General features: G+C 44.8%; 33 protein-coding genes. 12 read left to right on the plus strand and 21 right to left on the minus strand.

The features are described 5' to 3' along the window. Positions 1–139: 139 nt before the first annotated feature. Together dsbC and xerD are read right to left on the minus strand one after the other, a co-directional pair. Entirely contained in the window at positions 140–892 is a 753-nt protein-coding gene (dsbC, locus tag L1D31_RS14550) for a bifunctional protein-disulfide isomerase/oxidoreductase DsbC (RefSeq protein WP_239837811.1), read from the minus strand. 40 nt (positions 893–932) lie between these two features. Then, complete coding sequence (xerD, locus tag L1D31_RS14555) at positions 933–1,829, minus strand: site-specific tyrosine recombinase XerD (RefSeq protein WP_239837860.1); 897 nt, start codon at positions 1,827–1,829, stop codon at positions 933–935. Positions 1,830–1,992: 163 nt separating this feature from the next. Here xerD and fldB point away from each other — a divergent pair, with 163 nt between their 5' ends. Continuing rightward, a complete protein-coding gene (fldB, locus tag L1D31_RS14560) occupies positions 1,993–2,514 on the plus strand; it encodes a flavodoxin FldB (RefSeq protein ID WP_239837861.1) in 522 nt (173 codons plus the stop codon). A gap of 142 nt (positions 2,515–2,656) precedes the next feature. On the opposite strand, the gene ampD is transcribed toward fldB, so the two are convergent. Further along, entirely contained in the window at positions 2,657–3,202 is a 546-nt protein-coding gene (gene ampD, locus L1D31_RS14565; protein WP_239837812.1) for a 1,6-anhydro-N-acetylmuramyl-L-alanine amidase AmpD, read from the minus strand. Between the two features lie 132 nt (positions 3,203–3,334). Here ampD and nadC point away from each other — a divergent pair, with 132 nt between their 5' ends. From nadC to yacG, 8 genes are all read left to right on the plus strand, one after another. Then, the gene (gene nadC, locus L1D31_RS14570; protein ID WP_239837813.1) at positions 3,335–4,222 is read left to right on the plus strand and encodes a carboxylating nicotinate-nucleotide diphosphorylase; all 888 of its coding nucleotides are present in this window, start codon (positions 3,335–3,337) and stop codon (positions 4,220–4,222) included. 223 nt (positions 4,223–4,445) lie between these two features. Next, positions 4,446–4,886 (plus strand): prepilin-type N-terminal cleavage/methylation domain-containing protein, encoded by a 441-nt coding sequence (locus L1D31_RS14575; RefSeq protein ID WP_239837814.1) that lies wholly within the window; start codon positions 4,446–4,448, stop codon positions 4,884–4,886. Beyond that, positions 4,886–6,535, plus strand: a complete 1,650-nt coding sequence (gene pilB, locus L1D31_RS14580) for a type IV-A pilus assembly ATPase PilB (RefSeq protein WP_239837815.1) — start codon at positions 4,886–4,888, stop codon at positions 6,533–6,535. Before L1D31_RS14575 ends, pilB begins: the two co-directional genes overlap by 1 nt. Before the next feature lie 9 nt (positions 6,536–6,544). Then, on the plus strand, positions 6,545–7,780 hold the full coding sequence (locus L1D31_RS14585; RefSeq protein ID WP_239837816.1) for a type II secretion system F family protein: 1,236 nt from the start codon (positions 6,545–6,547) through the stop codon (positions 7,778–7,780). Positions 7,781–7,830: 50 nt separating this feature from the next. After that, the gene (locus L1D31_RS14590; RefSeq protein ID WP_239837817.1) at positions 7,831–8,700 is read left to right on the plus strand and encodes an A24 family peptidase; all 870 of its coding nucleotides are present in this window, start codon (positions 7,831–7,833) and stop codon (positions 8,698–8,700) included. 1 nt (position 8,701) lies between these two features. Next, positions 8,702–9,310: a dephospho-CoA kinase gene (coaE, locus tag L1D31_RS14595; RefSeq protein ID WP_239837818.1), complete on the plus strand. Its 609-nt coding sequence runs from the start codon at positions 8,702–8,704 to the stop codon at positions 9,308–9,310. Between the two features lie 33 nt (positions 9,311–9,343). Further along, positions 9,344–10,084 (plus strand): cell division protein ZapD, encoded by a 741-nt coding sequence (gene zapD, locus L1D31_RS14600; protein ID WP_239837819.1) that lies wholly within the window; start codon positions 9,344–9,346, stop codon positions 10,082–10,084. 52 nt (positions 10,085–10,136) lie between these two features. Beyond that, entirely contained in the window at positions 10,137–10,331 is a 195-nt protein-coding gene (gene yacG / locus L1D31_RS14605) for a DNA gyrase inhibitor YacG (protein ID WP_239837820.1), read from the plus strand. A 129-nt stretch (positions 10,332–10,460) separates the two neighbouring features. On the opposite strand, the gene rplS is transcribed toward yacG, so the two are convergent. The 5 genes from rplS to ffh form a co-directional block, all read right to left on the minus strand. Continuing rightward, complete coding sequence (rplS, locus tag L1D31_RS14610) at positions 10,461–10,814, minus strand: 50S ribosomal protein L19 (protein ID WP_045977783.1); 354 nt, start codon at positions 10,812–10,814, stop codon at positions 10,461–10,463. Between the two features lie 41 nt (positions 10,815–10,855). Continuing rightward, the gene (gene trmD, locus L1D31_RS14615) at positions 10,856–11,599 is read right to left on the minus strand and encodes a tRNA (guanosine(37)-N1)-methyltransferase TrmD (RefSeq protein ID WP_239837821.1); all 744 of its coding nucleotides are present in this window, start codon (positions 11,597–11,599) and stop codon (positions 10,856–10,858) included. Between the two features lie 46 nt (positions 11,600–11,645). Continuing rightward, a complete protein-coding gene (gene rimM, locus L1D31_RS14620) occupies positions 11,646–12,194 on the minus strand; it encodes a ribosome maturation factor RimM (protein ID WP_239837822.1) in 549 nt (182 codons plus the stop codon). 29 nt (positions 12,195–12,223) lie between these two features. After that, positions 12,224–12,472, minus strand: coding sequence for a 30S ribosomal protein S16 (rpsP, locus tag L1D31_RS14625; RefSeq protein ID WP_005438039.1), 249 nt, complete (start codon positions 12,470–12,472; stop codon positions 12,224–12,226). 207 nt (positions 12,473–12,679) lie between these two features. Continuing rightward, positions 12,680–14,059 (minus strand): signal recognition particle protein, encoded by a 1,380-nt coding sequence (gene ffh, locus L1D31_RS14630; protein ID WP_239837823.1) that lies wholly within the window; start codon positions 14,057–14,059, stop codon positions 12,680–12,682. A 207-nt stretch (positions 14,060–14,266) separates the two neighbouring features. Between ffh and L1D31_RS14635 the strand changes: the two genes are divergently transcribed. Both L1D31_RS14635 and L1D31_RS14640 read left to right on the plus strand, forming a co-directional pair. After that, positions 14,267–15,061 (plus strand): inner membrane protein YpjD, encoded by a 795-nt coding sequence (locus L1D31_RS14635; protein ID WP_239837824.1) that lies wholly within the window; start codon positions 14,267–14,269, stop codon positions 15,059–15,061. Positions 15,062–15,183: 122 nt separating this feature from the next. Then, positions 15,184–16,458 carry a CNNM domain-containing protein gene (locus tag L1D31_RS14640; RefSeq protein WP_239837825.1) on the plus strand — a complete coding sequence of 425 codons (1,275 nt, stop codon included), beginning with the start codon at positions 15,184–15,186 and terminating at the stop codon, positions 16,456–16,458. A gap of 71 nt (positions 16,459–16,529) precedes the next feature. Here the strand turns inward: L1D31_RS14640 and rpoS are convergent, their stop codons facing one another. The 11 genes from rpoS to folB all read right to left on the minus strand — a co-directional run bounded on the left by rpoS (position 16,530) and on the right by folB (position 24,211). Then, complete coding sequence (gene rpoS, locus L1D31_RS14645; protein WP_239837826.1) at positions 16,530–17,513, minus strand: RNA polymerase sigma factor RpoS; 984 nt, start codon at positions 17,511–17,513, stop codon at positions 16,530–16,532. Positions 17,514–17,579: 66 nt separating this feature from the next. Further along, positions 17,580–18,491 (minus strand): murein hydrolase activator NlpD, encoded by a 912-nt coding sequence (gene nlpD, locus L1D31_RS14650; RefSeq protein ID WP_239837827.1) that lies wholly within the window; start codon positions 18,489–18,491, stop codon positions 17,580–17,582. A 2-nt stretch (positions 18,492–18,493) separates the two neighbouring features. Further along, positions 18,494–19,120, minus strand: coding sequence for a protein-L-isoaspartate(D-aspartate) O-methyltransferase (locus L1D31_RS14655; RefSeq protein ID WP_239837828.1), 627 nt, complete (start codon positions 19,118–19,120; stop codon positions 18,494–18,496). A 2-nt stretch (positions 19,121–19,122) separates the two neighbouring features. Continuing rightward, complete coding sequence (gene surE / locus L1D31_RS14660) at positions 19,123–19,881, minus strand: 5'/3'-nucleotidase SurE (RefSeq protein WP_239837829.1); 759 nt, start codon at positions 19,879–19,881, stop codon at positions 19,123–19,125. Further along, positions 19,878–20,924 carry a tRNA pseudouridine(13) synthase TruD gene (gene truD / locus L1D31_RS14665; protein ID WP_239837830.1) on the minus strand — a complete coding sequence of 349 codons (1,047 nt, stop codon included), beginning with the start codon at positions 20,922–20,924 and terminating at the stop codon, positions 19,878–19,880. Before truD ends, surE begins: the two co-directional genes overlap by 4 nt. A 46-nt stretch (positions 20,925–20,970) precedes the next feature. Then, positions 20,971–21,450, minus strand: a complete 480-nt coding sequence (gene ispF / locus L1D31_RS14670) for a 2-C-methyl-D-erythritol 2,4-cyclodiphosphate synthase (protein ID WP_239837862.1) — start codon at positions 21,448–21,450, stop codon at positions 20,971–20,973. Between the two features lie 3 nt (positions 21,451–21,453). Further along, positions 21,454–22,158 carry a 2-C-methyl-D-erythritol 4-phosphate cytidylyltransferase gene (ispD, locus tag L1D31_RS14675; protein ID WP_239837831.1) on the minus strand — a complete coding sequence of 235 codons (705 nt, stop codon included), beginning with the start codon at positions 22,156–22,158 and terminating at the stop codon, positions 21,454–21,456. Between the two features lie 2 nt (positions 22,159–22,160). Beyond that, on the minus strand, positions 22,161–22,439 hold the full coding sequence (ftsB, locus tag L1D31_RS14680; protein WP_239837832.1) for a cell division protein FtsB: 279 nt from the start codon (positions 22,437–22,439) through the stop codon (positions 22,161–22,163). 112 nt (positions 22,440–22,551) lie between these two features. Next, entirely contained in the window at positions 22,552–23,355 is an 804-nt protein-coding gene (locus L1D31_RS14685; protein WP_239837833.1) for an undecaprenyl-diphosphate phosphatase, read from the minus strand. Positions 23,356–23,372: 17 nt separating this feature from the next. Then, positions 23,373–23,861: a 2-amino-4-hydroxy-6-hydroxymethyldihydropteridine diphosphokinase gene (folK, locus tag L1D31_RS14690; RefSeq protein WP_239837834.1), complete on the minus strand. Its 489-nt coding sequence runs from the start codon at positions 23,859–23,861 to the stop codon at positions 23,373–23,375. Then, a complete protein-coding gene (gene folB / locus L1D31_RS14695) occupies positions 23,858–24,211 on the minus strand; it encodes a bifunctional dihydroneopterin aldolase/7,8-dihydroneopterin epimerase (RefSeq protein ID WP_239837835.1) in 354 nt (117 codons plus the stop codon). The genes folK and folB overlap by 4 nt, the downstream gene beginning before the upstream one ends. A 158-nt stretch (positions 24,212–24,369) precedes the next feature. On the opposite strand from folB, the gene plsY reads away from it, so the two are divergent. Continuing rightward, positions 24,370–24,984, plus strand: coding sequence for a glycerol-3-phosphate 1-O-acyltransferase PlsY (gene plsY / locus L1D31_RS14700; RefSeq protein WP_239837836.1), 615 nt, complete (start codon positions 24,370–24,372; stop codon positions 24,982–24,984). A gap of 11 nt (positions 24,985–24,995) precedes the next feature. On the opposite strand, the gene L1D31_RS14705 is transcribed toward plsY, so the two are convergent. Continuing rightward, positions 24,996–25,811, minus strand: coding sequence for an alpha/beta fold hydrolase (locus L1D31_RS14705; protein WP_239837837.1), 816 nt, complete (start codon positions 25,809–25,811; stop codon positions 24,996–24,998). Between the two features lie 139 nt (positions 25,812–25,950). Beyond that, positions 25,951–26,967 (minus strand): tRNA (adenosine(37)-N6)-threonylcarbamoyltransferase complex transferase subunit TsaD, encoded by a 1,017-nt coding sequence (tsaD, locus tag L1D31_RS14710; protein ID WP_239837838.1) that lies wholly within the window; start codon positions 26,965–26,967, stop codon positions 25,951–25,953. Between the last annotated feature and the right edge of the window lie 31 nt (positions 26,968–26,998).

Raw genomic sequence — 26,998 nt, forward strand, 5'->3', positions numbered from 1 at the left:
TTGAGCCTTGTTCTTGGGCAGGACACCTGAATAGCGAACAAGTTAACAGATGAGAATCTTATATCAACCTAATTCATGACATAGGATTCTCATCACAGGGTCGCTTGTCAGGCGCTCAAACGCAACTCTGGAGATTGAATTACGATTTTTGTGTTTGTTGTAGGCGTTGCAGCATCTGTTCTGGTGGTAAATAGCCGCCAACCATTTCACCATTTGGTAAGAAAATCGCTGGCGTGCCACTAATACCTAACTCACGCCCAAGAGTATAATGCTCTTTGATGATTTCCTGATACTTGGCGAAATCTTTGCTCTTATCTGGGAACTCACGTTTCACCTTACCGTTATGCATGGCAGCTTGCTGATCGTCCGAGCCCCAAATTGCTGCCATTTGATCCGCAACAGAACCCGTTGCCCCTTGACGTGGGTAAGCCATATAACGAATAGTGATACCCAAATCATTGTAATCTTTCATTTGGTTATGAAGACGTACACAGTAGCCACAAGTAATATCCGTGAAGACAGTGATAACGTATTTCTCGTCTTTAGCCTTAAAATCAATCATGCTGTCTTTGAATGCTTCGATTTTAGCCGCATTGATCGGCGCCTGACGTTTCGCCAGTACATCTTCATATTGGCCATTGCCATCAAGCTTATAAAGTGTACCTGCTAAAAAGTATTCACCGTCTGGTGAAGCAAAAAGAATTCCTCCACTGGTCTGCACTTCGACTAAACCATCGATATCTGCAGGCGCCACTTTTTTCACTTCTAATCCTAGCTTGGCAAAACGCTCTTCAAGCTGAGCTGTATCAAATTTTACTTCCGCTGCAGATACTGCCTGTGCTGCCACAAGCAGTGGTAACGTAAGTAGAGTCACTCGGCGTAGTACGCTCATTAAATTCACCTTATTTTTTAATATGATAAGAGATAATCCCTTATGCTCTTGGATGATGCTCACTGTGTAGCTGTTTTAGCCGTTCTGTCGCTACATGAGTATAAATTTGTGTTGTCGACAAATCACTGTGTCCGAGTAGCATCTGTACCACTCGTAGGTCAGCGCCGTAGTTGAGCAAATGCGTCGCAAAAGCATGGCGCAATACGTGCGGCGACAGTATCTCAGTATCAATGCCAGCCAAAACCGCATAATGCTTGATACGATACCAAAACGTCTGACGCGTCATTTGGCGCGCACGCTTGCTTGGAAAGACAACATCAGATGTAGTGTCTCCAAGTAACTCAGACCTACCTTGTTGGATAAAAGTTTCAATCCAGTCGACTGCATTTTCGCCCATCGGAACCAAGCGCTCTTTACCACCTTTACCAGTGACACGAACAACACCCTGACGAAGGCTGATGTTTTCCATCGTTAAGCTGACCAGCTCTGTGACACGCAAGCCTGTCGCATAAAGCAATTCCAGCATGGCTTTATCGCGCAATTCCATGGCATCGTTTGGATCCGGTGCATTCAGCAGTGCTTCAACCTGCTCTTCACTGAGATCTTTGGGTAGCCTCTTAGGTAATTTAGGGCTAACGAGTAAAGCACTAGGATCATCCGCTCGCACTTTTTCTCTGTGTAGATACTGGAATAAACGACGGATCGCAGACAACATACGGGCTCGTGAAGTCTGCTTGTACCCCTGATCCATTAACCAACTTTGGTAGTCCTGTAAACCAGACAAGCTAATAAAATCGAGTCTGTAGTTATTTTCAGCCATCCAGTGAAGTAATTTGGATAAATCATTACGATAAGATGCCAACGTATTCTCGGATAACCCTCGCTCCATCCACATCGTATCCAAAAACTGCTCCACCATCCCCTGATCGGGTGACATCACTTCTGACACAATAATCCTCAACGTTATGATATGCGCTCAATGTAAGTGTCACGCAACAATAAAGCCATAAAAATTGCCATTCGATATGGATATTCGCTGCAAAGCTCGCCATTTTGTGTTTAGAATTCGCTATTGATTCAAAATAATGAAAAAGAAAGTGATGAAAATTGGTCTGTTTTACGGTTCGACAACTTGCTACACGGAAATGGCCGCGGAGAAAATGCGCGCCATCATAGGTGAAGAACTGGTGGATATCCGCAATATCAAAGAAACTCCTCTAGCAGAGATGGCTGATTATGACTTTCTGATTTTAGGCATTTCAACTTGGGATTTCGGCGAAATTCAAGAAGACTGGAATGAGATATGGGATCAAATCGATGGCTTATCACTAAATGGCAAGACCGTCGCATTGTTCGGCTTAGGCGATCAAGAAGGCTATGGCGAATGGTATCTGGATGCAATGGGCATGTTGCACGACGAACTGAAGAAGACAGGCGCTAACCTGATTGGTTACTGGCCAAACGATGAAAGCTACGAGTTTGAAGCATCAAAGGCGCTGACGGAAGATGGCAGCCAATTTGTCGGCCTCGCTCTAGACGAAGATTCTCAGTATGAGTTAAGCGACGAGCGCATTGCGACTTGGATTGAACAAGTCTTAGTGGAATATCAGGAAACGCTATAAAAGCGGGAGGCGGGAACGGGCTTCGCCCTTCAGATAACTGGATAAACTAAACTTATCCACTTTGATTAAGGGCTCACTCCAGTGTTCCCGCAGCGAAGCGAAAATTAGCGCACAGCTCGTTCGACGAAGTCGGTTGTTATTCCTATGGACGTAGCGCATTTCTAAACCTCACCCAATCAAACACCAAACCCGGATCAGATTTGCGCAATGGGGCAATATATTGATGACCTGTGATTCTGGGTAAGGTGATTTTAGGGTATTGACGTTGTATCGATTGGGTCAGTTCACTGAGGGCTTGATATTGCTCATCGGTGTACGCAACGTAATCACTGCCTTCTAACTCAATACCAATTGAGTAGTCGTTGCACTTTTCTCGCCCCGCAAAACTTGATACACCCGCATGCCACGCTCTTGCTGTAAACGGCACAAACTGCACTACTTCACCATCACGCCTTATCAGACAATGCGCAGAAACGCCCATCTGATGAATGACCTTAAAAAACGGATGCTCTTCAGCGTTCAGTTGCCCCGTAAAAAACTGCTCGATGTAAGGCCCGCCGAATTGGCCTGGTGGCAAGCTAATGTTATGTACCACAAGCAAGGAGATATCCGTTACATCGGTTCGCTGATCGAAAAAGGGAGACGGAACATGTCTGGCACCTTGATACCAACCGCTTTCATCAATCATGCTTGTCTCCTTTTTGCTTACTAAGTTCTTGATTTTAGACTTTCAACGGTGAAATACCAGAATAATGGCTGAATTTCCCTCGCAGTCATCGTATCATGCGCACCTTATGTTCAACTGCCTATTAGATTTGCAATGAAAGAAACCCACAATAGCCAAGAACGTCTTGAATATTTGAAGCTGCATTTACCTCTGGAAATCTCTCGCTCCGTTACCGAAACCATAAAAGAAGATCTCGGTGGAACTTTAGATCCAGCCGCTGATATCACCGCAAGTCTAATCCCCGCTGATGCTCACAACGAAGCCACCATCATTACCCGTGAACACGGCGTATTTTGTGGTCAAGCTTGGGCTGATGAGGTATTCAAGCAACTGGGTGGTGAAGTAAAGATTGAATGGCACGTGCAAGATGGCGATGCAGTTGAACCTAATCAGGTACTTTGTCACCTTTCTGGCCCTTCACGCGCGTTACTAACTGGCGAACGTAATGCGATGAACTTTATCCAGACCCTATCAGGTTGTGCCACGATTACTGCCGAGTACGCCAAACAGCTCGAAGGCACCAATTGTCGACTGTTGGATACCCGTAAAACGATTCCCGGCCTACGTAGCGCACTAAAGTACGCCGTTGCATGTGGCGGTGGTTTCAATCACCGTATCGGCGTTTTCGATGCCTATCTCATCAAAGAAAATCACATTATTGCCAATGGCGGTATCACTCAAACAATTAAAAATGCTAAGCAGTTGAATCCGGGCAAACCTGTTGAAGTAGAAACAGAAAGTTTACAAGAACTGACTGAGGCCATCGAGGCTGGTGCTGACATCATCATGCTTGATAATTTTACAACCGACATGATGCGTGAAGCGGTAAAAATTAACGCAGGCCGAGCAGCACTAGAAAACTCTGGTAATGTCACTTTAGAAACCTTGCGTGAATACGCTGAAACGGGGGTTGATTACATTTCTGTTGGCGCTCTGACCAAACACCTCAAAGCGATGGACTTGTCGATGCGCTTTAAGTAAGCCCATCACTAACGACAAGAGAGAGGAATAACCTCTCTCTTGTCGTTTTTAATGTAGGCAAATCACTAAGCAAAATAGACCGCAATTCAAACAGCTATGCAATTCAGATGTCTTATATCGATTAAGCTAAGCTTACCTTCTCGCGAGTCTCCTCCAGCCTAATATTCAGCGTAAAGTCCTTTACCTACTCTTCTCACGCTAATGAAAAGTACGTAGGACTCTCATGACGTTACCAAACAATATTGCATTACGTGGCTTTACACTGATTGAGTTGATGATCGTTGTGGCGATCATCGGAATTTTATCGGCCTTCGCAATTCCTGCTTATCAAAGCTACACCCAGCGTGCCCATGCCGGCGATATGCTCAATGCAACATCAGTGATGAAAACCGCGGTAAGCCTTTGCCTAACAAACAGTGCCTCTGCTACTAGCTGTATTTCAGGTAACAATGGTGTGCCATCACAACAAAACTTCAACGGTTTTTACGTCAATGCACAGACAAGTGGTTCTATCAGTGTCATTACCGCAGCATTATCAGGCTCAAAAGGCTCACTACCAAGCAATGCCAGCGTTCACTTAACACCCAATTCATCAACAAGTGGGATTACATGGGCAGTCAGCTGTAGAGGTACTGAAAGCCAGAATTGGTGTCCGAGTCGCTAATGATGAGCCAATTACCTCACTTACTACAGCGAGCGAACAAAATAACTCAAGCTCAAGCCCTGCATGCCATGGCAGCAATGAATACCCAGAAAGCGGACGCCTGTACTGCACTGCTCACTCTCGATGATATATCACCACAAAAGCTGGTCACAATGATCAGTGAACTCTTCTCCCTCACCATCATTCAGCTAGACTCATTTGATTATATCTCGTGCTGTCAGCGCCTAGGAGTTAACGATTTAGTTTGCCGACATTCAGCGCTGCCCCTCCATATAGATAGTCACCAATTGACCTTAGCGATCAGTGACCCATCGATTGCAGAAATTGAACAAGACTTTCGCTTTGCCACAGGTCTAAAAGTCAAGTTAGTACTCTGTCAGAACCATAGTTTGATGGAGGCGATACATCACTTATATGGTGATAAATTTTCAGGTGAGAGGTTTGGTTTTAAAGCAATCAGCGTTCAAGAGCTTGAGCAGCTAGTCGAGACCACTGAAGAAGAAAGTGCAGATCATGAAGCCCTCTATCAAGATACTTCACCTATTAGCCAGTACATACATCAAGTACTGCTAGACGCAGTGCGCAAACGTGCCTCTGATATCCATTTTGAGCCTTATGAAAACTGGTTCCGTGTTCGATTCAGATGTGATGGCTTACTGATTGAAAGACAACAGCCCCCTCACCACCTATCTAATCGTTTAATTGCTCGGCTCAAAATATTAGCTAAGCTCGACATTGCAGAACGCCGCCTACCACAAGATGGCAGAATCACCTTAGCTATCGCATCCTCAAAGGCCATCGATATACGTGTCTCAACCTTACCGACCATATGGGGAGAAAAAGTCGTATTGCGGCTGCTCGATAACCGGATAACCAGCTTCGATTTAGAGCATTTAGGCTATAGCCCATCACAAAGTGAGCACTATCGTAGAGCGTTAGCTAAACCTCAGGGCATGATCCTAATCACAGGCCCAACAGGCAGTGGCAAGACGTTGTCATTATACAGTGGCCTGAATATTCTCAATCAAAGTGAAGTCAATATTGCGACAGCAGAGGATCCTGTTGAAATGCATGTATCGGGAATCAATCAGGTTCAAATCCAACCCCAAATTGGGTTTCATTTTGCTCAAGCTCTTCGAGCTTTTTTACGCCAAGATCCTGATGTTGTTATGGTCGGAGAAATACGAGACCGTGAAACAGCGGAAATCGCAGCCAAAGCAGCGCAGACCGGGCATTTAGTGCTTTCAACTCTGCACACTAACTCGGCTGCAGAAGCCATTCTGCGTTTACAAAACCTGGGCATCGAACCTTTCAATGTCGCGGCTTCTTTGAGTCTTATCATTGCACAAAGGTTAGTCAGGCGTCTGTGCCCTCACTGTAAACGTCCAGACTCAGAAAAAATTCAGGAATTCAAAGCTGACCCATTAGGCTGTCGTTCATGCCATCAAGGTTACTCTGGACGAATAGGACTGTTTGAAATTCTTACCGTCACTCCAAAAATATCAGAAGCTATTGCTGCCAGAGCGACAACCCACCACATTGAAAGCTTGGCGATCGAACAGGGGATGCAGACTCTGCGCCAATCTGGAATTGAGAAGCTTACGCAAGGGGTAACCAGTCAAACAGAACTACAGCGGGTGCTACTCTAGTCTTTGAGCATGAACAAAGTCCCCATTCCCACGACCACCCAATTGGGCTCATACTATTGGCAAGGCATCAACCACAAAGGTTTGAAGCTAAAAGGGACCATGCTCGCAATTTGTGAAGCACAAGTGACAGAGCAACTCAACGAGCGCGATATCAGTGTACGTCTTATTCGCCAAAAGCCATTACCAGGCTATTCCCGTATAAAACATAAAGTGAGGACGAAAGATCTTACTAATGTAACCCGTCAGTGGGCGACTATGCTGGCGACTGGTTTGCCTATCACGACGTCACTTAAACTCATCATGCAGAATCAAAAGCGTGCCGAACTGCGCTCGGTATTATGGATGATAAGCCACCAACTCCAAGCTGGTCTGTCGGTATCAAGCGCTCTCAAGCACTCCTCTCGATACTTTGATGCCCTTTATATAGATATTGTCGACATGGGTGAAAAAACGGGTAATTTAGCCGCTTCATTAGAACGCATTGCTCAATATAGAGAAAAAACAGAGCAACTGACCTCGAGAGTCCAACGCGCTGCTATCTATCCCAGCTTGGTCTTTCTAACAGCATTAGCCGTCTCGCTATTAATGCTCACCAAAGTCATTCCCGAATTTGAAGCTCTATTCATCGGTTATGGTGCTGAGCTTCCATGGTTTACCCAGCAAATTCTCTCATTATCACAAGCCGTGCAGCACCATAGTTTGAGTATTGGAGCAATGAGTGTTCTGATTCCTGTTGCTTTTGTATCTATATATCGAAGCTCAGCTAGATTCAGGTATTGGTTAAGTCGTGCAACATTACATCTTCCCATTCTCGGAACCTTACTCCTCAAAAGCTGTATGGCGCGCTTTAGTCGTACACTGTCTACCAGTCTAAAGTCAGGCCTGCCCATTCTCATTAGCTTGGAAACAGCAGCACGTACAACAGACAATGCTTACTATCAGCACATCATCAGACATCTCATCCAACAAACAAGCGCGGGAATCGCTTTACATTCAACCATGCGCCAATCGCGAGACTTCCCCGAACTCATGGTGCAAATGATTATGATCGGTGAAGAGTCTGGGCGACTGGATGACATGCTGACTAGAGTCGCGAATCAATATGAAGCAGATATCGACGCAACTGTTGAAAGCCTTGCGAAAACACTTGAGCCGATTTTGATTCTTGCTTTAGGAGGTTTAGTGGGAAGTTTGGTGATCGCTATGTACCTGCCTATCTTTAACTTAATGAACATTATGGGATAGTATATCCACCTCAACTCAAAGACGACGTGCTCAAGCAACTGAAATTTTTTATGGAACTTTTCAATTATTACCCATGGTTGTTTCCAACCCTAGCGACCCTTTTTGGTCTGATCATAGGCAGCTTTCTTAACGTCGTCATTCATCGCTTACCTAAGATGATGGAACGAGAGTGGCGACATGAATGCGCAGAGAGTTTTCCAGAGTATGGCATTCAGTCACCTGAAGGGACTTACAATCTGAGTGTCCCTAGGTCAACTTGCCCAAGCTGTAACACTCAAATTCGTAATATTGATAATATTCCACTGTTCAGTTGGCTTGCTTTGCGTGGTCAATGCCGATCTTGTCAACACCGTATTTCCCCACGCTACCCTCTCGTTGAACTTATTTCGGGGTTAATGAGTTTTTCGATTGCTTACCAATTTGAACTGAGTGTGTTCGCTGTTGCCTTATTGTTCTTTACCTTTGTTTTAATCGCAGCAACTTTCATCGATCTCGATACTATGCTGTTGCCTGATCAATTAACCTTACCACTGATTTGGTCTGGGATAGCATTATCATTATTAGGCTTGAGCCCTGTGTCTTTGCAAGATTCTGTGACTGGAGCAATAGTAGGCTATTTGTGCCTATGGTCTATTTACTGGGGGTTCAAACTTCTCACTGGTAAAGAAGGCATGGGCTATGGTGATTTCAAGCTTCTTGCCGCACTAGGCGCTTGGTTAGGCTGGCAATATTTGCCTGTTATTGTTCTGCTTTCCTCACTCGTTGGATTACTTTTTGGCCTAATTCAACTACGACTACAAAAACAAGGGATAGACAAAGCCTTCCCGTTTGGCCCCTACCTTGCGATTGCAGGATGGATCAGTGCAATGTGGGGAGAAAGCATCATCAACTGGTACTTTACACAAATTCTGGGGATCTAATATGCCTTTTATCGTCGGCCTAACAGGCGGTATTGCCAGTGGGAAAACCACCATCGCCAACCTCTTTCACGATCAGTTTGGTATTGAAATTGTTGATGCGGATATCGTTGCCCGAGAAGTTGTCGAACCAGGCAGTGAAGGACTGAAAGCGATAGAAGCACGATACGGTTCTAACATTTTACTGGCAGACGGAACGCTCAACCGAGCTAAACTAAGAGAAAGCATCTTTGCCTGTGACAAGGAAAAAGCTTGGATAAACCAACTGCTGCATCCCATGATTCACGAAAAGATGCAGGCAGGTATAGCCAAGGTTTCATCTCCTTATGCTTTGCTGGTTATTCCACTCATGGTTGAAAATAACCTCCAAAGCTTGGCAAACAGAGTATTGGTTGTCGATGTTGATGAGCAAGTACAACGGCAAAGAACCATGGAAAGAGATGGAGTCCCGATTGAACAAGTCGACGCTATCTTAGCCTCTCAAGCTAGCCGTTCACAACGACTGTCAATCGCAGACGATGTGATTAAAAATAATGCAACAAACGAAGAACTTTTGCCTCAAATCACAGAATTACATCAAAAGTACCTAGAAATATGTAGGGAAAATCGGTGAGAATAAAGGAAGAAGAATCAAAGGCCGCATGTAATGACAACGCACTTTTTTGAACATCCACTAAATGAGAAAACTCGCATATATTTACGTGTTGAAGCTTTGCTTAACCAATTAAGCGTTTCTTCTCAATTTAGTGATGACATGCAGCACTTATTGTTTTTCCGTTCTTTGTTTGATCTTTTGGAGATCTTCGAGCAAATCCAGCTAAAAAGTGAGCTGGCGAAAGACATTGAGAAACAGCGATTAACATACCGTTCTTGGCTTGATGTTGAAGGGGTGGATCAGGACATGTTAAGCAATGTGCTTAGCGAAGTCGATAATGTCCATAGTAAACTGATGGCTGCAGAGCGTTTTGGTCAAAGCCTCAAGGAAGATCGTTTTCTCAGTGCTATTCGTCAAAGATTTAACTTACCTGGCGGCTCTTGCTGTTTTGATTTACCTGCATTGCACCACTGGCTGCATTTACCTCTTGATCAAAAAAACAAAGACACTAAGCTTTGGTTAGATACGCTCCAAGCACTCACCGATGCTCTCAAACTCTGGCTACGCCTAACTCGTGAAACAGGTCATTTCCAACCACAAGAGGCTCAGGCTGGCTTCTACCAAAGTGATGCCGAAGAAGCGAATATTTTGCGTCTAGAAATCCCGATGCAATATGGGGTATACCCCATGATTTCTGGTCATAAGAATCGTTTTGCAATCAAATTTATAAGCTTCGCATCTGGCCAAGCCTCCATTGATAATATTCAATTTCGTTTGGCCGTGTGTAGCTAACCCAATCACGCTATACTCGTCCAAATATCTAAATGTTCACAGAGAAAATCACATGCCCAAAACCACCATCGTACCCTGCCCTAAATGTGGCACCGACGTCGAATGGGGGGAGCAAAGCCCTCACCGCCCTTTCTGCAGCAAACAATGTCAGATGATAGATTTTGGTGAATGGGCAGATGAAGAAAATACTATCCCGGGAGCACCCGACATGTCGGATTCTGATGGCTGGTCTGAAGATCAATATTGAATCATCTGGCACTTGAGAGACGAGCACAACCTAACAACAAACACATCCATTAAGTTTGGCTAACTAAAACCATAAAAAAAAACGGAGCCCCAAAGGACTCCGTTTAATATGAGAACGCTAGTTATAGCATTACTTCTTAGCAAGTTTCTCTTTAATACGAGCTGACTTACCAGAACGCTCACGTAGGTAGTACAGTTTGGCACGACGTACTGCACCGCGGCGTTTAACTTCAATGCTATCAACCATTGGAGAGTGAGTTTGGAACGTACGCTCTACACCTTCACCGTTAGAAATCTTACGTACAGTGAATGCAGAGTGTAGACCACGGTTACGAATACCGATTACAACGCCTTCGAAAGCCTGTAGACGCTCACGGTCACCTTCTTTTACCTTAACTTGAACAACAACTGTGTCACCAGGTGCAAAGTTAGGCAGGTCTTTTTTCATTTGCTCTTCTTCAAGAGCCTTGATGATGTTACTCATTTTCAATATTCCTAGAATAAACTGATACTAAATTTAATAGGCTACTTCGCTTTGTGTTCTTTAATGAACTCTGCGAGTAATAGTTCCTGTTCGTCAGTCAGAGCTAGGTTTTCCAGGAGCTCTGGTCTTCTTAGCCAGGTACGGCCTAACGACTGTTTGAGCCGCCAACGACGAATGTCCTTGTGATTACCGGATTTCAGTACCGCGGGCACTTCTTCTCCATCTAATACTTCCGGACGCGTGTAATGTGGGCAATCCAATAAACCATTAGCAAAAGAGTCTTCTTCTGCTGATGCAAAATCACCCAGCACCCCCGGTATAAACCGAGAAACCGAGTCGATTAGCGTCATGGCTGGAATTTCTCCACCCGTCATCACAAAATCTCCAATTGACCATTCTTCGTCAACTTCAGATTGGATGACACGCTCATCTACCCCTTCATAGCGACCACAAATCAGAAGCAAATTCTCATTTGTTGCCAGCTCTTCAACCCCTCGTTGGTCAAGCTTACGACCTTGGGGGGATAGGTAAATGACTTTCGTCTTACCCGGTGAGGCTTTTTTAGCGGTATGAATAGCATCGCGCAAAGGCTGAACCATCATCAACATACCAGGGCCACCACCGTAAGGTCTGTCATCAACTGTACGATGCTTGTCATGAGTGAAATCACGAGGATTCCATGTCTCAACCGACAAAAGACCTTTTTTAACCGCTTGACCTGTTACTCCATAATCAGTAACGCTGCGGAACATTTCAGGAAATAGGCTAATTACGCCAACCCACATGTTTTTCACCAATATAAACTTGGTTCAATCGCTCCGTTACTTGGAGTTAGAATCCAGGATCCCAGTCAACTTCGATCCGTTGAGCTTCACGATCAATCAACTTGATCACTTGCTCTTCAAGGAACGGAATTAATCGTTCCTTTTGCCCAAAAGCATCTTTCAAATTTGCTTTAACCACCAAAACATCGTTGGAACCCGTTTCCAGCATGTCAGAGACAGTGCCTAAGTCATAACCTTTATCAGTTACAACCTGCATTCCAATCAAATCACGCCAGTAGAACTCATCTTCTGGCAATTCTGGCAGTACCGCAGGGTCAATTGCGATTTCAAAGTTAGTCAGTAATTGCGCGTCTTCGCGCACGTCCAGACCTTCCAGCTTTACCACCAAACCTTTGTTATGGCGCTTCCAGCTTTCTACTTTTCGCTCAACCCACTCACCTTTCTGGTTAATAAACCAAGGTGTGTAATCAAATATGCTTTCGGTATTGTCTGTGTAGGAAAAAACTTTAAGCCAGCCACGAATGCCGTAAGTAGCACCAAACTTACCTACAACGATCTTCTCGCTGCTCATTGTTTCATTACCTTTCATCGACATAAGCTAATTACTACTTCTTAAATTAAGAATTAAGCCGCTTTTTGAGCGTCTTTAACTAGCTTAGCTACGCGGTCAGATAGAGATGCGCCTTGACCAACCCAGTGGTTAACGCGATCTAGGTCTAGACGTAGACCTTCTTCTTGACCTTTAGCCGTTGGGTTGAAGAAACCCACTTTCTCGATGAAACGGCCAGTTGCAGCATTGCGGCTGTCCGCTACTACGATTTGATAAAATGGACGCTTCTTAGCGCCGTGACGTGCCAAACGAATGGTTACCATGTCGTCCTCTTTGCTTTCTCAAAAATAAAATTAACCCCAGGAACCGCTTAACAAAAAACAGTTTGGGGTCTCGTGCCAAAATAAAGCTCCGGAATTTTACTCTTATTCCGGAGCAATGCAAGGTCTTTAGCTACTTTTTCACCAACATAAAATGGTATTTAAGTTTGTGACTCAGCTAACACCTTGAAATATTGCCGATGACTTAGCTTAACGACCAAATGGGTTGAAGCCACCGCCGCCCATGCCACCCATCATGCCTTGCATGTTGCGCATCATGCCTTTCATGCCACCCTTCTGCATTTTCTTCATCATCTTCTGCATCTGAGTGAACTGCTTTAACAGGCGATTGACATCTTGAACTTGAGTACCCGAGCCCGCAGCAATACGCTTCTTACGTGATCCCTTGATCAATTCAGGACGTTGACGTTCTTTCATGGTCATTGAGTTAATGATGGCTTCCATTTGCTTAAACATCTTGTCATCGACTTTATCTTTGACGTTGTCTGGCAAATTGCTCATGCCTGGCAGCTTATCCATCATGCCCATCATGCCGCCCATGTTCTGCATCTGACCAAGTTGTTCACGGAAGTCTTCAAGGTCGAAACCTTTCTTCTCTTTGAACTTCTTCGCCAGTTTTTCTGCTTTCTCGGTATCAACATTACGCTGAAGGTCTTCAATAAGAGAAAGCACATCTCCCATGCCTAGGATACGAGAAGCAACACGATCTGGGTGGAATGGTTCTAGTGCATCGGTTTTCTCGCCGACACCCAAGAACTTAATTGGTTTACCTGTGATATGACGCACCGAAAGTGCTGCACCACCACGCGCATCACCATCGACTTTGGTTAGAATTACCCCCGTCAGTGGTAGTGCATCACCAAACGCTTTCGCTGTATTGGCGGCATCCTGACCTGTCATTGCATCCACAACAAATAGGGTTTCAACTGGGTCGATGGCGGTGTGAAGATCTTGTATCTCCCCCATCATCTGCTCATCAATAGCCAGGCGACCCGCAGTATCGACAAGAAGAACGTCATAAAATTTCTTCTTCGCATGATCAATGGCCGCATTGGCAATATCAATCGGCTTTTGGTCAGGAGAAGATGGGAAAAAGTCGACACCAATGTCTGAAGCCAGTGTTTCTAGCTGTTTAATCGCCGCCGGGCGATAAACGTCCGCAGAGACTACAAGAACTTTCTTCTTATCTCTTTCTTTAAGTAGCTTAGAGAGCTTACCCACCGATGTAGTCTTACCCGCGCCTTGCAGACCCGCCATCAAAATGACAGCTGGTGGCTGTGCAGCAAGGTTTAACGCTTCGTTAGATTCGCCCATAACGGCTTCAAGTTCAGATTGAACAATCTTTATGAACTCTTGGCCTGGCGTTAAAGATTTAGAAACCTCAACACCCACCGCGCCTTCTTTAACGCGTTTGACAAAATCACGTACAACCGGAAGAGCGACATCCGCTTCAAGCAGCGCCATACGCACTTCGCGTAACGTGTCTTTTATATTGTCTTCGGTCAAACGACCTTTACCGCTGATGTTCTTCAGCGTTTTGGATAATCGATCCGTTAAATTCTCAAACATCTTAGTCTCTTTACCTGAGCGACTCACAGTGTAGTCGCCCTAAAATGACGACAAATTATTGTGAGTATACCTTAGCCAGCCCACCCTTTGCACTGCCGCGATAACATTTGATCTCTGATGAGACACAAATCAGGGAGATAAGTCATAGCCCAAGCTGTTGATGCAGGGTATAATTTGTTAAAAATTCACCCGATCTTTAAGAGAAGAATGGATAACTTAATCGCCGTTGCTGCTGCTGTGCTCTATTTTTTAGCAATCGCAACCATAGTACCAGGCCTTGTACATCAAACAGGGATCCGAGCCAAAACTGTCTTTATCAGTGCATTCTTAGCGCTCGCTTTTCATGCTTGGCTATTAAGTGATCTGATTATTGAGGGTTCAGGACAGAACCTTAGCATTCTCAATGTCGCCTCATTGATTAGCTTTATTATTTCTCTGGTCCTAAGTCTAGCTATGCTTAGAACACGTTTGTGGTTCTTACTTCCTGTTGTATATAGCTTTGCAGCGATTAACCTATCTGCCGCGGCCTTCTTGCCAAGCACCTTTATTACTCACTTAGAACAAGATCCTAAATTACTGATCCACATTTCTTTAGCGTTGTTTTCCTATTCAACGCTAACCATAGGCGCATTATACGCCCTACAGCTGGCATGGTTAGATCATAAACTTAAAGCGAAAAAAGCTTTAGTGATCAACCCGAACTTACCACCACTTCTGATGGTTGAGCGACAATTGTTTAACATCATCCTTGTCGGTAACTTGCTTTTAACGGGAACGCTAATAACGGGTTTTGTGTTTGTGCAGGATATGTTTGCTCAAGGAAAAGCACACAAAGGCATCTTGTCGTTTATTGCGTGGGTAGTGTACTCGATACTGCTTTGGGGGCATTATCAAAAGGGCTGGCGTGGTCGTAAAGTCACATGGTTTGCCGTAGCAGGTGCAACCTTATTGACGCTAGCTTACTTCGGTAGTCGCTTTGTTCGTGAGATCATTCTTAACTAATTGATATTCAAAGGTGCATACAGTGCACCTTTCTTTTACAATACTTCGCCCGCAACCTGAGATTGACTTGGCGCTTTAGTTAGGTCATAAATTAATCAAACATCAAAAGGAAAAGATAAGTTTTGGACGACATATCAACGGGTATCTTGTTTGCGCTACTCGCGTGTCTGATTGTTATTTCAGGATATTTCTCAGGTTCAGAGACTGGTATGATGGCCCTGAATCGCTATCGCCTAAAGCACCTTGCAAATCATGGACATAAAGGTGCTAAGCGAGTCGAGAAACTCTTAGATCGCCCAGATCGTTTGATTGGTTTAATTCTGATTGGCAATAACTTAGTCAACATTCTCGCCTCTGCCATCGCCACCATTCTTGGTATGCGCTTATACGGTGATATCGGTGTGGCAATTGCCACTGGTGCTCTAACTATGGTGATTCTCGTCTTTGCAGAAGTCACCCCAAAAACACTGGCAGCGCTCTATCCTGAGCGAGTCTCCTATGCCAGCAGTATTTTACTCAGTATTTTGATGAGGCTACTTTCACCCCTAGTGATGTTAGTAAACTTCATTACCAATGGTTTTATCCGTTTACTTGGGATTCGAGCGAACCATAGTGGTGATGATCACCTGAGTTCAGAAGAACTGCGCACTGTGGTCAATGAAGCAGGTAGTCTGATCCCGAGGCGTCACCAAGATATGTTGATCTCAATACTCGACCTTGAGCATGTGACTGTGAATGACATCATGGTGCCAAGAAACGAGATTACCGGTATTGATATTAATGACGACTGGAAATCTATTGTTCGTCAGCTCACCCACTCACCTCATGGCCGAGTCGTGCTTTACCGAGATCAGATTGACGAAGTCGTTGGCATGCTACGCTTACGAGAATCTTATCGCTTAATGCTGGAAAAGAACGAGTTTAATAAAGAAACACTACTGAGAGCCGCTGACGAAGTGTACTTCATTCCAGAAGGGACACCACTCAATATTCAGCTACTTAAATTCCAGCGCAATAAAGAACGCATTGGCCTGATCGTTAACGAATATGGCGACATCATCGGCTTGATCACTCTAGAAGATATTCTGGAAGAAATCGTAGGTGAGTTTACTACGTCCATTGCTCCAAGCCTCTCCGATGAAATCACGCCCCAAGGCGATGGCAGTTTCCTGATCGAAGGCAGCGCCAACATTCGAGATATTAACAAAGGTCTGATGTGGAAATTACCGACCGACGGACCAAGAACATTAAATGGCTTGATTCTAGAACACCTAGAAGATATTCCTGAAAGCCACTTGAGTGTTCAGGTATCGGGGCATCCGATGGAAATTGTCGAACTGGAAGAAAACCGTATTAAGCTAGTCAAAGTTTTTCCAAGTAGTGTTAAAGAAAGCTAATTACCAATAGATAGCACGCTACAAAATAATAAAGCCTTGGCACTGCCAAGGCTTTGTCTTCACTTAAGAATTTACTCTTCGTTTATACTGAATAGATTTTCCATATTCAGCCCCTGTTTTATCAGGATCTCTCTCAAGCGGCGTAAGCCTTCGACTTGGATCTGGCGAACGCGTTCACGAGTTAAATTGATTTCTCGTCCCACTTCTTCCAAGGTAGAGGGTTCATACCCTAGTAGTCCAAATCGACGAGCCAGTACTTCTTTCTGCTTCGGATTGAGCTCATCTAACCAGTGGATCAATGAAGACTTAATATCATCATCTTGAGTGGATACTTCTGGGTCCGAGTTATTTACATCTGGAATAATGTCCAGAAGCGCTTTCTCACCATCACCACCAATCGGTGTATCAACGGAGCTAATGCGTTCGTTGAGGCGTAGCATCTTACTGACATCGTCAACAGGCTTATCCAGCTGTGATGCAATCTCTTCTGCCGTTGGTTCATGGTCGAGCTTTTGTGATAGCTCTCGAGCAGTACGCAAATAAATATTGAGCTCTTTGACAACATGAATTGGCAAACGAATGGTACGAGTCTGATTCATCAGGGCACGTTCAATAGTCTGACGAATCCACCATGTGGCGTAAGTGGAAAATCGGAAACCTCTTTCAGGATCAAACTTCTCAACCGCTCGGATCAATCCAAGGTTGCCCTCTTCAATTAAATCGAGTAAGGCAAGACCACGATTGCTATATCGACGAGATATTTTTACTACTAGACGAAGGTTACTTTCAATCATACGTTTACGCGCAGCTTCATCGCCCCTTAAGGCACGGCGAGCGTACAACACTTCTTCTTCTGCGGTGAGTAGCGGAGAAAAACCGATTTCCCCTAAGTAAAGTTGGGTGGCATCCAGACTCTTTGTGGAAGCGTCAAATTCCTCTTTGGCGTCCTCAGATTGGGTGCGGTTGGTAGTAGTCTGTTCGCTTGCTTGAATCGATTCCATTGTAGGTCCAAGCTCAAACTCTTCGACTTTCGTTGCTGCATTGCTGATACTCATAGCGCCTCCCCCTGGCGAGCTAGCAAGACATTACTACTTCTAATGTCGCTATATACCTATAAAGTATTAGGGTAAGTAGCGTTTTGGATTCACCGACTTACCTTGATAGCGAATTTCAAAGTGTAGACGAACACTGTTGGTTCCAGAACTGCCCATTGTTGCGATTTTCTGGCCTGCTTTTACACTTTGTCCTTCGTGTACGAGCAACCGTTCATTGTGCGCATAAGCACTGAGGTAGTTATCGTTATGTTTGATAATCACAAGATTACCATAACCGCGCAGTGCATTACCCGAATATACAACGGTGCCACTAGCTGTAGACGATATCGGCTGACCTCGCTGTCCTGCAATGTCGATGCCTTTATTCCCTTGGTCTCCAGCTGAGAAGTTTTTGATTACCCTCCCTTTAGTTGGCCATAACCATCGAGAAATTTTCTCATTCTTTGGTTTAGGACCACTGACTGGTTTGTTAACGTTTTGTTTACTTTTAGAACCAACATACTCCTTTGATTTTGATTGATCAACCTTCTTAATTGGTTCTTTTTTGGCCACACTCGGTTTACTTTGTGCGCCCTTGTTGCTAACTGATTGATTCGAGTTTTTACTCGAATTTACAGAGGGAGTTGAAGCTACGGCAACAGCCACAGGTAGGGATACCGTACCCGCACCAGTACCACCATACGCTGGCGGGTTATACGCAGGCTGCCAAAGTTTCAATTTTTGGCCTGGAAAAATGGTATAAGGCTTAGTTAAACCATTGTAACGAATGATATCTTTTACATCTTTATCTGTGACGTACGCAATAAAGTAAAGCGTGTCACCTTTCTTGACTTGGTAGTAACTGCCTCGATAGCTCCCACGGGAAATCGAGCTGTAGTCTTTGTTTAAGCCTGAAACTGGCGCTGGGGAATGAGCAGCGCATCCGATTAATATGCTACTCACAGCCACAACAGGAAAAAACTTAGACCACTGCATCATAGTTAAGCGAGTTCACCAGCAATGAGGGGAACAAAACGCACATCCTCAATAATTTGAGATAAAAATTCATTATTCTGGCGAGTAATTTTGAGTAACTTTTGGACATCCTCGCCGACGGGAATCACCAGTATTCCACCTTCAACCAACTGCTCAAGCAACACTGGTGGAACTGAAGCGGCCGCAGCAGTGACAATGATCGCATCAAATGGCCCTTTTGCGGCCCAACCTTGCCAACCGTCTCCATGCTTAGTTGAAACATTATAGATATCCAGTTGCTTAAGGCGGCGCTTTGCCTCCCATTGAAGCGATTTAATACGCTCGATCGAATACACGTGATCCACTAACTGAGCCAACACCGCAGTTTGATAGCCCGATCCAGTCCCAACCTCCAAGACTTGACTTGTCTGGCTAAGTTCAAGCATTTCTGTCATCTTTGCCACAATGTACGGTTGAGAGATAGTCTGCCCTTGACCAATTGGTAGCGCATTGTTGTCATAAGCTTGGTGCATCATAGCCTGAGATACAAAACGTTCTCTCGGTACGGTATAAATCGCGTTGATCACCCTTTGATCCTTAATGCCGCTGGCGACCAAAAAGTCAATCAATCGGTCGGCATGGGGATTCGTCATTCTTATTCGTCCTTTAACCAATTATCCATACTGCGTAACGACTCATGTGCCGTCAGATCAACTTGCAACGGGGTCAGAGAAACCAAGCCTTGTTCAATAGCATAAAAGTCCGTCCCTTCCCCAGCATCTTGCTCCTTCCCAGGAGGCCCTAACCAATAAATATCATGCCCTCGTGGATCTTGCTGCTTGATCATCGCCTCAGCGTGATGACGCGCACCTAAACGAGTCACACTGATTTCTTTCACATCTTCAAGTGGAAGATCCGGAATATTGACATTTAACAATCGATTAGTAGGGATAGGTGACGATAGATGCTGTTTGACAATTTGACGGGCAATTTGGGCTGCTGTAGAAAAATGCGTTTTACCCACCAATGAAAATGCGATCGATTGAACCCCTAAAAAATGGCCTTCCATCGCAGCTGCCACCGTTCCAGAGTACAACACATCATCCCCTAAATTCGCCCCATGATTAATGCCTGTTAAAACCAAATCTGGCAGATCATCTTTCATAAGCTCATTCAACGCAAAGTGCACACAATCGGTTGGGGTTCCCTGAACAGAGTAGACTCCTTCCGAAAGCACTTTTACTCGCAAAGGCTGCTCGAGCGTAAGTGAGTTTGATGCACCGGAGCGATTCCTGTCTGGGGCAACGATAGTAATATCAGCCAAATCTCTCAAAGCATCAGCCAAAGCATGAATCCCTTCGGCATGCACACCATCATCATTACTGAGCAGGATTTTTAGTGCTTTCTCGCTCATTCGTAACTGCGCTCCACTTCCAGTTCTTGGATCAACTCGCGGATAATTGCGGTCGCAAAACAACCCGCATCTAATGAAAAACGTAAGGTGATCGCGTCATGCTCTGCCTTCCACGTCAAGTTTTGAGGTTTCAGAGCTATGTTACGACGGTTATGACGCATACGATTTCCGCGAATCAGAGCCATCAAATCCGGTTCTGCCTCTAGGTGAGGTAGCTCAAGTTCTAGAGCCTTAGCTTTTGTGGGTAAAGCATTATCACCAGCCATTGCCGCCGTGATCTGTAGGGCTCCTTTTTCAACCTTCTCATTTAACTCCACCAGCATCTCTGAGGTTGCACTCATGATTCCTTCAGGCGCTTGCAGGCAATCCCCTTCAATTACCTGATTAAACAACTCTTGCTCAATACGAGCAGAAACAATGGTATTAAATATCCATGAACGAGCAGCTGAAAGATATAGGCTGCGCTTATTCTGATTACGGGTTCGAACATTGTCGCGCCCCCAACGTCGAGCTTCACTCAAGTTATTCCCGTCGTGCCCAAAACGCTGGCTACCAAAGTAGTTCGGTGCGCCGTACTGGCCAACTAACTCTAACCGCTTGAGAACATCGTCAACCTCACTCACTTCCGTCAGAGTAATGATAAACTCATTTCCTACTAGATCTCCTGGACGCAGTTTTTTGTTGTGCCGACAAGTCTCAAGAATCTCGATAGTGGGGTACTGAGCAAGAAACGCACTAAAGTCAGGTGTCTCACCTTTAGGCAAATGGACACTCAACCACTGTTCCGTCACAGCATGTCGATCTTTAAGCCCGGCCCAACTGACATCTTTTGATTTGACGCCGCACACTTTAGCAAGTTCATTTGCCACAAAGCTGGTGTTTTCACCTGTTTTACGGATTCGCACCATCAAGTGCTCTCCCTCACCAGAAAAAGCAAAACCCAAGTTTTCAATAACCTGAAAGTGCTGTGGCTTGGCTTTTAGCTTACCTGTTGCTTTAGGCTTGCCATTTAGATAAACGAGGGAAGATAAAATATCAGTCATAGTATTACCGTTACGCCCTAAGCTTTCACTCCCAAGGCGTCATGATTTATTGTGGTTTGATAAGGAGTACAACGGCTTCCGTCGCGATCCCTTCTTTACGGCCAGTAAAGCCAAGGCGCTCCGTCGTTGTTGCTTTGACGTTTACATTACTGATGTCAGTTTCTAAATCTTGAGCGATAACCTCACACATTGCGTCAATATGAGGCGCCATTTTCGGAGCCTGAGCCATAATAGTGACGTCGGCATTACCTAGGATGTAACCTTGCTCTTTAACTCGGCGGTACACATCGCGAAGCAAATCCCGGCTATTAGCCCCTTTCCATTCATCATCAGTATCTGGAAAATGCCGCCCAATATCACCTGCAGCAATTGCCCCTAGCAACGCATCGCACAATGCATGCAAGGCAACATCACCATCAGAGTGAGCAATCAAACCTTGCTCGTAGGGTACTGAAACGCCACCAATAATTACCGGGCCTTCACCACCAAATTTATGGACATCGAAGCCATGACCAATACGAATCATCATTTATCCTTTATTACGATTGAGATAAAACTCTGCGAGCGCTAGATCTTCGGGCTGTGTAATTTTTATATTGTCTGCCGAGCCCTGAACCAAAGCTGGAGATTGCCCGGACCACTCTAGGGCCGAGGCCTCGTCAGTGATGGTGGCACCTCGTGAAAGCGCCTCCTCTAACACAGTGGTCAGTTGCTCAGTTTTAAACATTTGTGGAGTCAGTGCATGCCACAGTGCTTCTCTATCTACAGTATGATCAATGTTTTGATCTCTGTTTGCTCTTTTCATTGTGTCTCTGACCGGTGAGGCAAGAATCCCGCCCACAGGGTGTTGTAAAGACACATCAATTAACTTGTCTAAATCTTGCTGTTTTACGCATGGTCTGGCGGCATCGTGTACCATCACCCAATCAGCAAGCCGATGCTCATGAACAAACTTTAGCCCCGACAACACGGAATCAGCTCGCTCTTTTCCTCCAGCCACTTTTATCACCTGAGGTTTTTGAGCAATAGCTAGCAATGGGAAATATGGATCACCATCAGTAATCGATACGATAACCGTACTTACCTTAGGATGTTGCAGTAACTTCTCAACCGTATGCTCAAGAACGGCTTTACCATTAATAGTGAGGTACTGTTTTGGGCGGTCAGCCTGCATACGACTGCCTACACCCGCCGCTGGAACAATAGCGACTATAGAGAAACTCGATTGTGTCATGACTAGTGTTCATCTCCGACAATGCGGTAAAACGTCTCACCTTCTTTGACCATGCCTAATTCATGACGCGCGCGTTCCTCTATGGCGTCAAGCCCTTGGCGTAGGTCATCTATTTCAGCGAACATTTCATTATTTCGGTTTTGCAAATGTCCATTCACTTGATGCTGAACTTCTATTTCAGCATTGACCGACTGAAATTCAGAAATGCCATTTTTCCCCAGCCACAGTGTGTACTGTAGCCAGCCTAATAAAAGAAGTAAGGTTAGGGCAAAAATCCGCATAAAATATTCTAAGAATAAGAGGTAGAGAAAGACCACCTATATACCACAATGTCGCTTTTCAGGCGAGATTAGGCCACGTGGTCTTGGCGAAGATACTGATTATTATCTGCAATTACTGCATAAGCAAGAAAGCAAATAAACCAAAGCCAAGGATGAGTCGATAAATGACGAAAGGAGTCATCCCCATTCGTGAAATCAACTTCAGGAATAAGTGAATACAGATATAGGCACTGATAAACGATGTTACGATTCCTGTTAACAGAACACCTAAATGAATAGGGTCGCCACTGCTCACCAATTTCAGACCTAAGTAACCACCAGCCAATAAAATGATAGGGATAGACATGAGGAAAGAAAATCTTGCGGCCGCTTCACGGGTAAAGCCTAAGTACAATGCTGCCGTGATTGTCGCGCCAGAACGAGAAGTGCCTGGAATCATGGCAAGGGCTTGAGCAACACCGATAAACAATGCTTTCTTCCAATCTGCCTGATACTCATCATCCGCGAGGTTTGAATGTTTATCGACATACCATAGCAATAAACCAAAAACGATGGTGGTGGTCGCAATCACCCAAGCACTGCGCAGATACAATTCTATAAAGTCTTTCATTAGCAAACCAAACACACACGCAGGTATGGTGGCTAGAATGATCATCCATGCCAGCTTAGCTTCTTTACTACGATCCCCTTTAAAGATCGAAGCAAAAAATGCTGACAACAATGCCACCACTTCGCTGCGAAAGTAGATCATCACTGCGGCTAATGTGCCGACATGAACAGCTACATCAAATGCCAACCCCTGATCGTCCCAGCCCAAAATGGCCGATGGTAAAATTAAGTGTGCCGAGCTGGAAATCGGTAAAAATTCGGTAAGCCCTTGAATTAAGGCAAGGATAAAAGCTTCAAAATAACTCATTAGATACTCAATTATGCTTAGTTATTAAACCAGAGTTCAACTTTGTTTAAGGTTTCTGGGTAAGAAGATTCAAGCCAGATTTGGTGGATCGTGCGACCATCTCCCGGAACACAAAGATCAGCGCACAGTTCATTCAGTGGTTCAATCACAAACCCGTAATTGTAGATATCACTGCGAGGAAGCTCTGGCGAATGCTCAGAGATATTCTGGCCGAACAAGATGATGTCGAGATCAACGGTTCGCGGCTCAAATTTCTTCGCATTTTCTTCTCGCCCCCATTTGAGCTCAATTTGACGCAGTTGTCGTGCAAATTCCAATAAATCTAATGAGGTTTGCATTTCTACGACAAGATTAAAAAACGCCTCTCCTTCAAACCCAACCGCTTCGCATTCATAAATAGTTGATAAGCGTAGATTTTGACCGAGTAGGGATAACTCTCTGATAGCTGCCTCAATGTGTTTATGCCTGTCTACATTGGAACCAACGCCAATGTATGTCGTGTTCATGCTTGGCCTCGCTCAATCACGACACCCACACCAGATGCCTGAGGAACCGCACCAGGCTTGGTCAGGCGAATCTTAACCCATGGCACACTAAATTGAGTCATAATGAGATGGGCAACTTCTTCCGCAACCCGTTCTACCAGTAAAAAACGACCAGATTCAATATGAGACAAAACAGCCGAACTCACTTGCGCATAATCTAGTGCATCAGCAACGTCATCACTTTTCCCTGCGGGCTGGTTGTCATGAGCCATTTCAATATCCAGAACCAGTTTTTGTTTGATTTCCTGTTCCCAGTCATAAACGCCGATAGTCGTGATCACTTCTAACTGCTCGATAAATACTTTATCCATGCGCTTTGCTTCCTTTAGAGGTCGGATACCCAAATCAGGTAAAAAGTCGTACTATTTTTATCTCAAACACCACTCAGTTGGTAGTTTGAGTATTCTAAGCACGATATGATATCAATTACTTGCCTAGCTAACATCTCTAAATAACGAGTAACTTCAATATGACTCCACTAGCACTTGTCATGATCATTTTTGCCTACCTACTAGGCTCGATCTCGAGTGCCGTATTGATCTGTCGTTTACTTCGGTTACCTGACCCTAGGGGGGTAGGTTCTCATAATCCCGGAGCAACCAATGTATTAAGAATCGGAAATAAGAAGGCCGCCGCTTCGGTCTTGCTTTGCGATATGCTCAAAGGAACCATTCCTGTTTGGGGAGGATATTTCCTCAATATCGACCCTATCATTCTTGGTGTGATTGCGATCGCTGCCTGCTTAGGCCATATGTATCCGATTTTTTTCCATTTTAAAGGAGGGAAAGGTGTCGCGACTGCGCTTGGAGCAATAGCCCCGATAGGCTTTGATTTAACCGCAATGATCATCGTGACATGGTTATTAGTCGCATTGGTTTTTCGCTATTCCTCTCTTGCCGCTATCATCACGGTATTACTGGCCCCTTTATATACGTGGATGATCAAACCTCAATACACCTTACCAGTCGCTATGTTGTGTTGCCTTATTGTGTTTAGGCATCATCAAAATATCAGACGATTAGTTGAAGGAACGGAACCTAAAGTCGGTGAGAAAAAGAAAGATTTAGATAAGGCCTCTGAATGAGGCCTTAGAGTTTAGAGGTATACTTTCGCTAGGAAGTTCCGCAGCATTGCAGTGACAAATTCTGGCTGCTCTAGGTTAGCAATATGGCCAGCCTTCGGCACCTGAATCAGCTCTGAGCCTGAAATGCAGTCATTCATTAAATACGATTCGAGTACCGGGCGGGGAATATCCTCCTGACCGACAGCGATCAATACAGGTAACGCAAACTTTTCAATATCTTCGATTTGGTCTCGACGACCAAACACCATGCGTCCCATACGTGCAACTTCCGCTGCCTGCTGTCCTTTTAGGTTGGATAACCTCTTTCGAAAAGCAGCCACTAAATCAGGGGATTCCTGCTCCGCATTTCGAGCGAAAAACATCGGTGTTACACTATCAATGATAGGTTCTGGCACCATCTGTGCAGCCGAGATCGTTTCCAGCATAGTGAAGTATTTCTTGTGGGTCACTTCTGGTTCTAAACCGACAAACGTATCCATCATAACCAGAGATTTAACACGCTCAGGCACTAAATTAACCACCTCACTGCCCCACATACCACCAACAGAAAGACCAATGATAGAGAATTCCTCGACATCTAAATGATCCATCAATGCAATAATTTGCTTTGCGTAGTCCACAAGTGAGGAAGTAGAGGATGGGGCAAAGTCTGATTCACCATGCGCCCAAAAATCGGGCACTATGCATCGATAACTTTGACTTAATACGTCTACTTGGGGAGCCCACATTTGACTATCCCACAAGTAACTGTGACCAAATACGATAACAGGGCCTTGACCAATATCCTGATACGCCATTTGATGGCCATCTACCGCAAATTTATTCATGGCTCTTTCCATTATTTATATTTATAAAATCCAAGAATATCATTAATGACAAAATTAACACCTCGGATGTTTTCTCTGTCAGCCAAAAAAGAAAGGCCAACTCTCAAGAGCGGCCTTGTACTTACATATAGAAAACAAATTAAGCGATGGGTTCTAGCTGATCAATAGGCCATCGAGGTGTTGCTTGTACAGACAGGTCAGCCAGCTCTCCATTTTTAAGTCGTTGCATACCCGCGTAGGCAATCATCGCACCGTTATCAGTGCAAAACTCAGTACGTGGATAATAAACCTCACCACCAATTTTCTGCGCAAGTTGTTCTAGGTCAGCACGTAAACGACGATTGGCACTGACGCCACCCGCAATGACAATACGTTTAAAGCCAGTTTGCTCTAGCGCTCTCTTACACTTAATCGTTAATGTCGCGCATACCGCTTCTTCGAATGCCAAAGCAATATCCGCACGTGTTTGTTCATCATCACCATTTGCGGCAATAGTATTCGCCGTAAACGTTTTCAGGCCAGAGAAGCTCATGTCTAAGCCTGGTCGGTCCGTCATTGGGCGTGGGAATTTAAAGCGCCCTGGCATGCCTTTTTCAGCTAACTTAGAAAGCAGTGGACCACCTGGATAATCCAACCCCATCAGTTTAGCTGTTTTATCAAATGCTTCCCCTGCGGCGTCATCGATAGACTCACCGAGAATCTTATATTCACCAATCCCGTTCACTTCGACCATCATTGAGTGACCACCAGAAACCAATACCGCCACAAATGGGAAAGGTGGAGGATTATCTTCCAACATAGGGGCAAGGAGGTGGCCTTCCATATGGTGAACTGGCACTGCGGGGACACCCCAAGCATATGCCAAGCTGCGACCAATAGTAGCGCCAACCAATAACGCGCCCACTAATCCTGGCCCAGCCGTATATGCCACACCATCGATATCTTTTGGCGACAGGTTAGCTTCCGCCATTGCCGCTTTAATCAATGGAATCGTCTTCTTAACATGATCTCGTGAAGCAAGCTCAGGAACCACACCACCGTAATCAGCATGCAGTTTGACCTGACTATATAGCTTATGAGAAAGCAGGCCGTTCTCATCGTCATAAATCGCGATGCCTGTTTCATCACATGAGGTTTCAATACCAATAATGCGCATGGTTTAACCTAAGTGTCTTAATCTCTGATTC

This window comes from Vibrio sp. Isolate23 (genome assembly GCF_022398095.1).
In the GTDB taxonomy this organism is placed as follows: Bacteria; Pseudomonadota; Gammaproteobacteria; order Enterobacterales; family Vibrionaceae; genus Vibrio; species Vibrio coralliilyticus_A.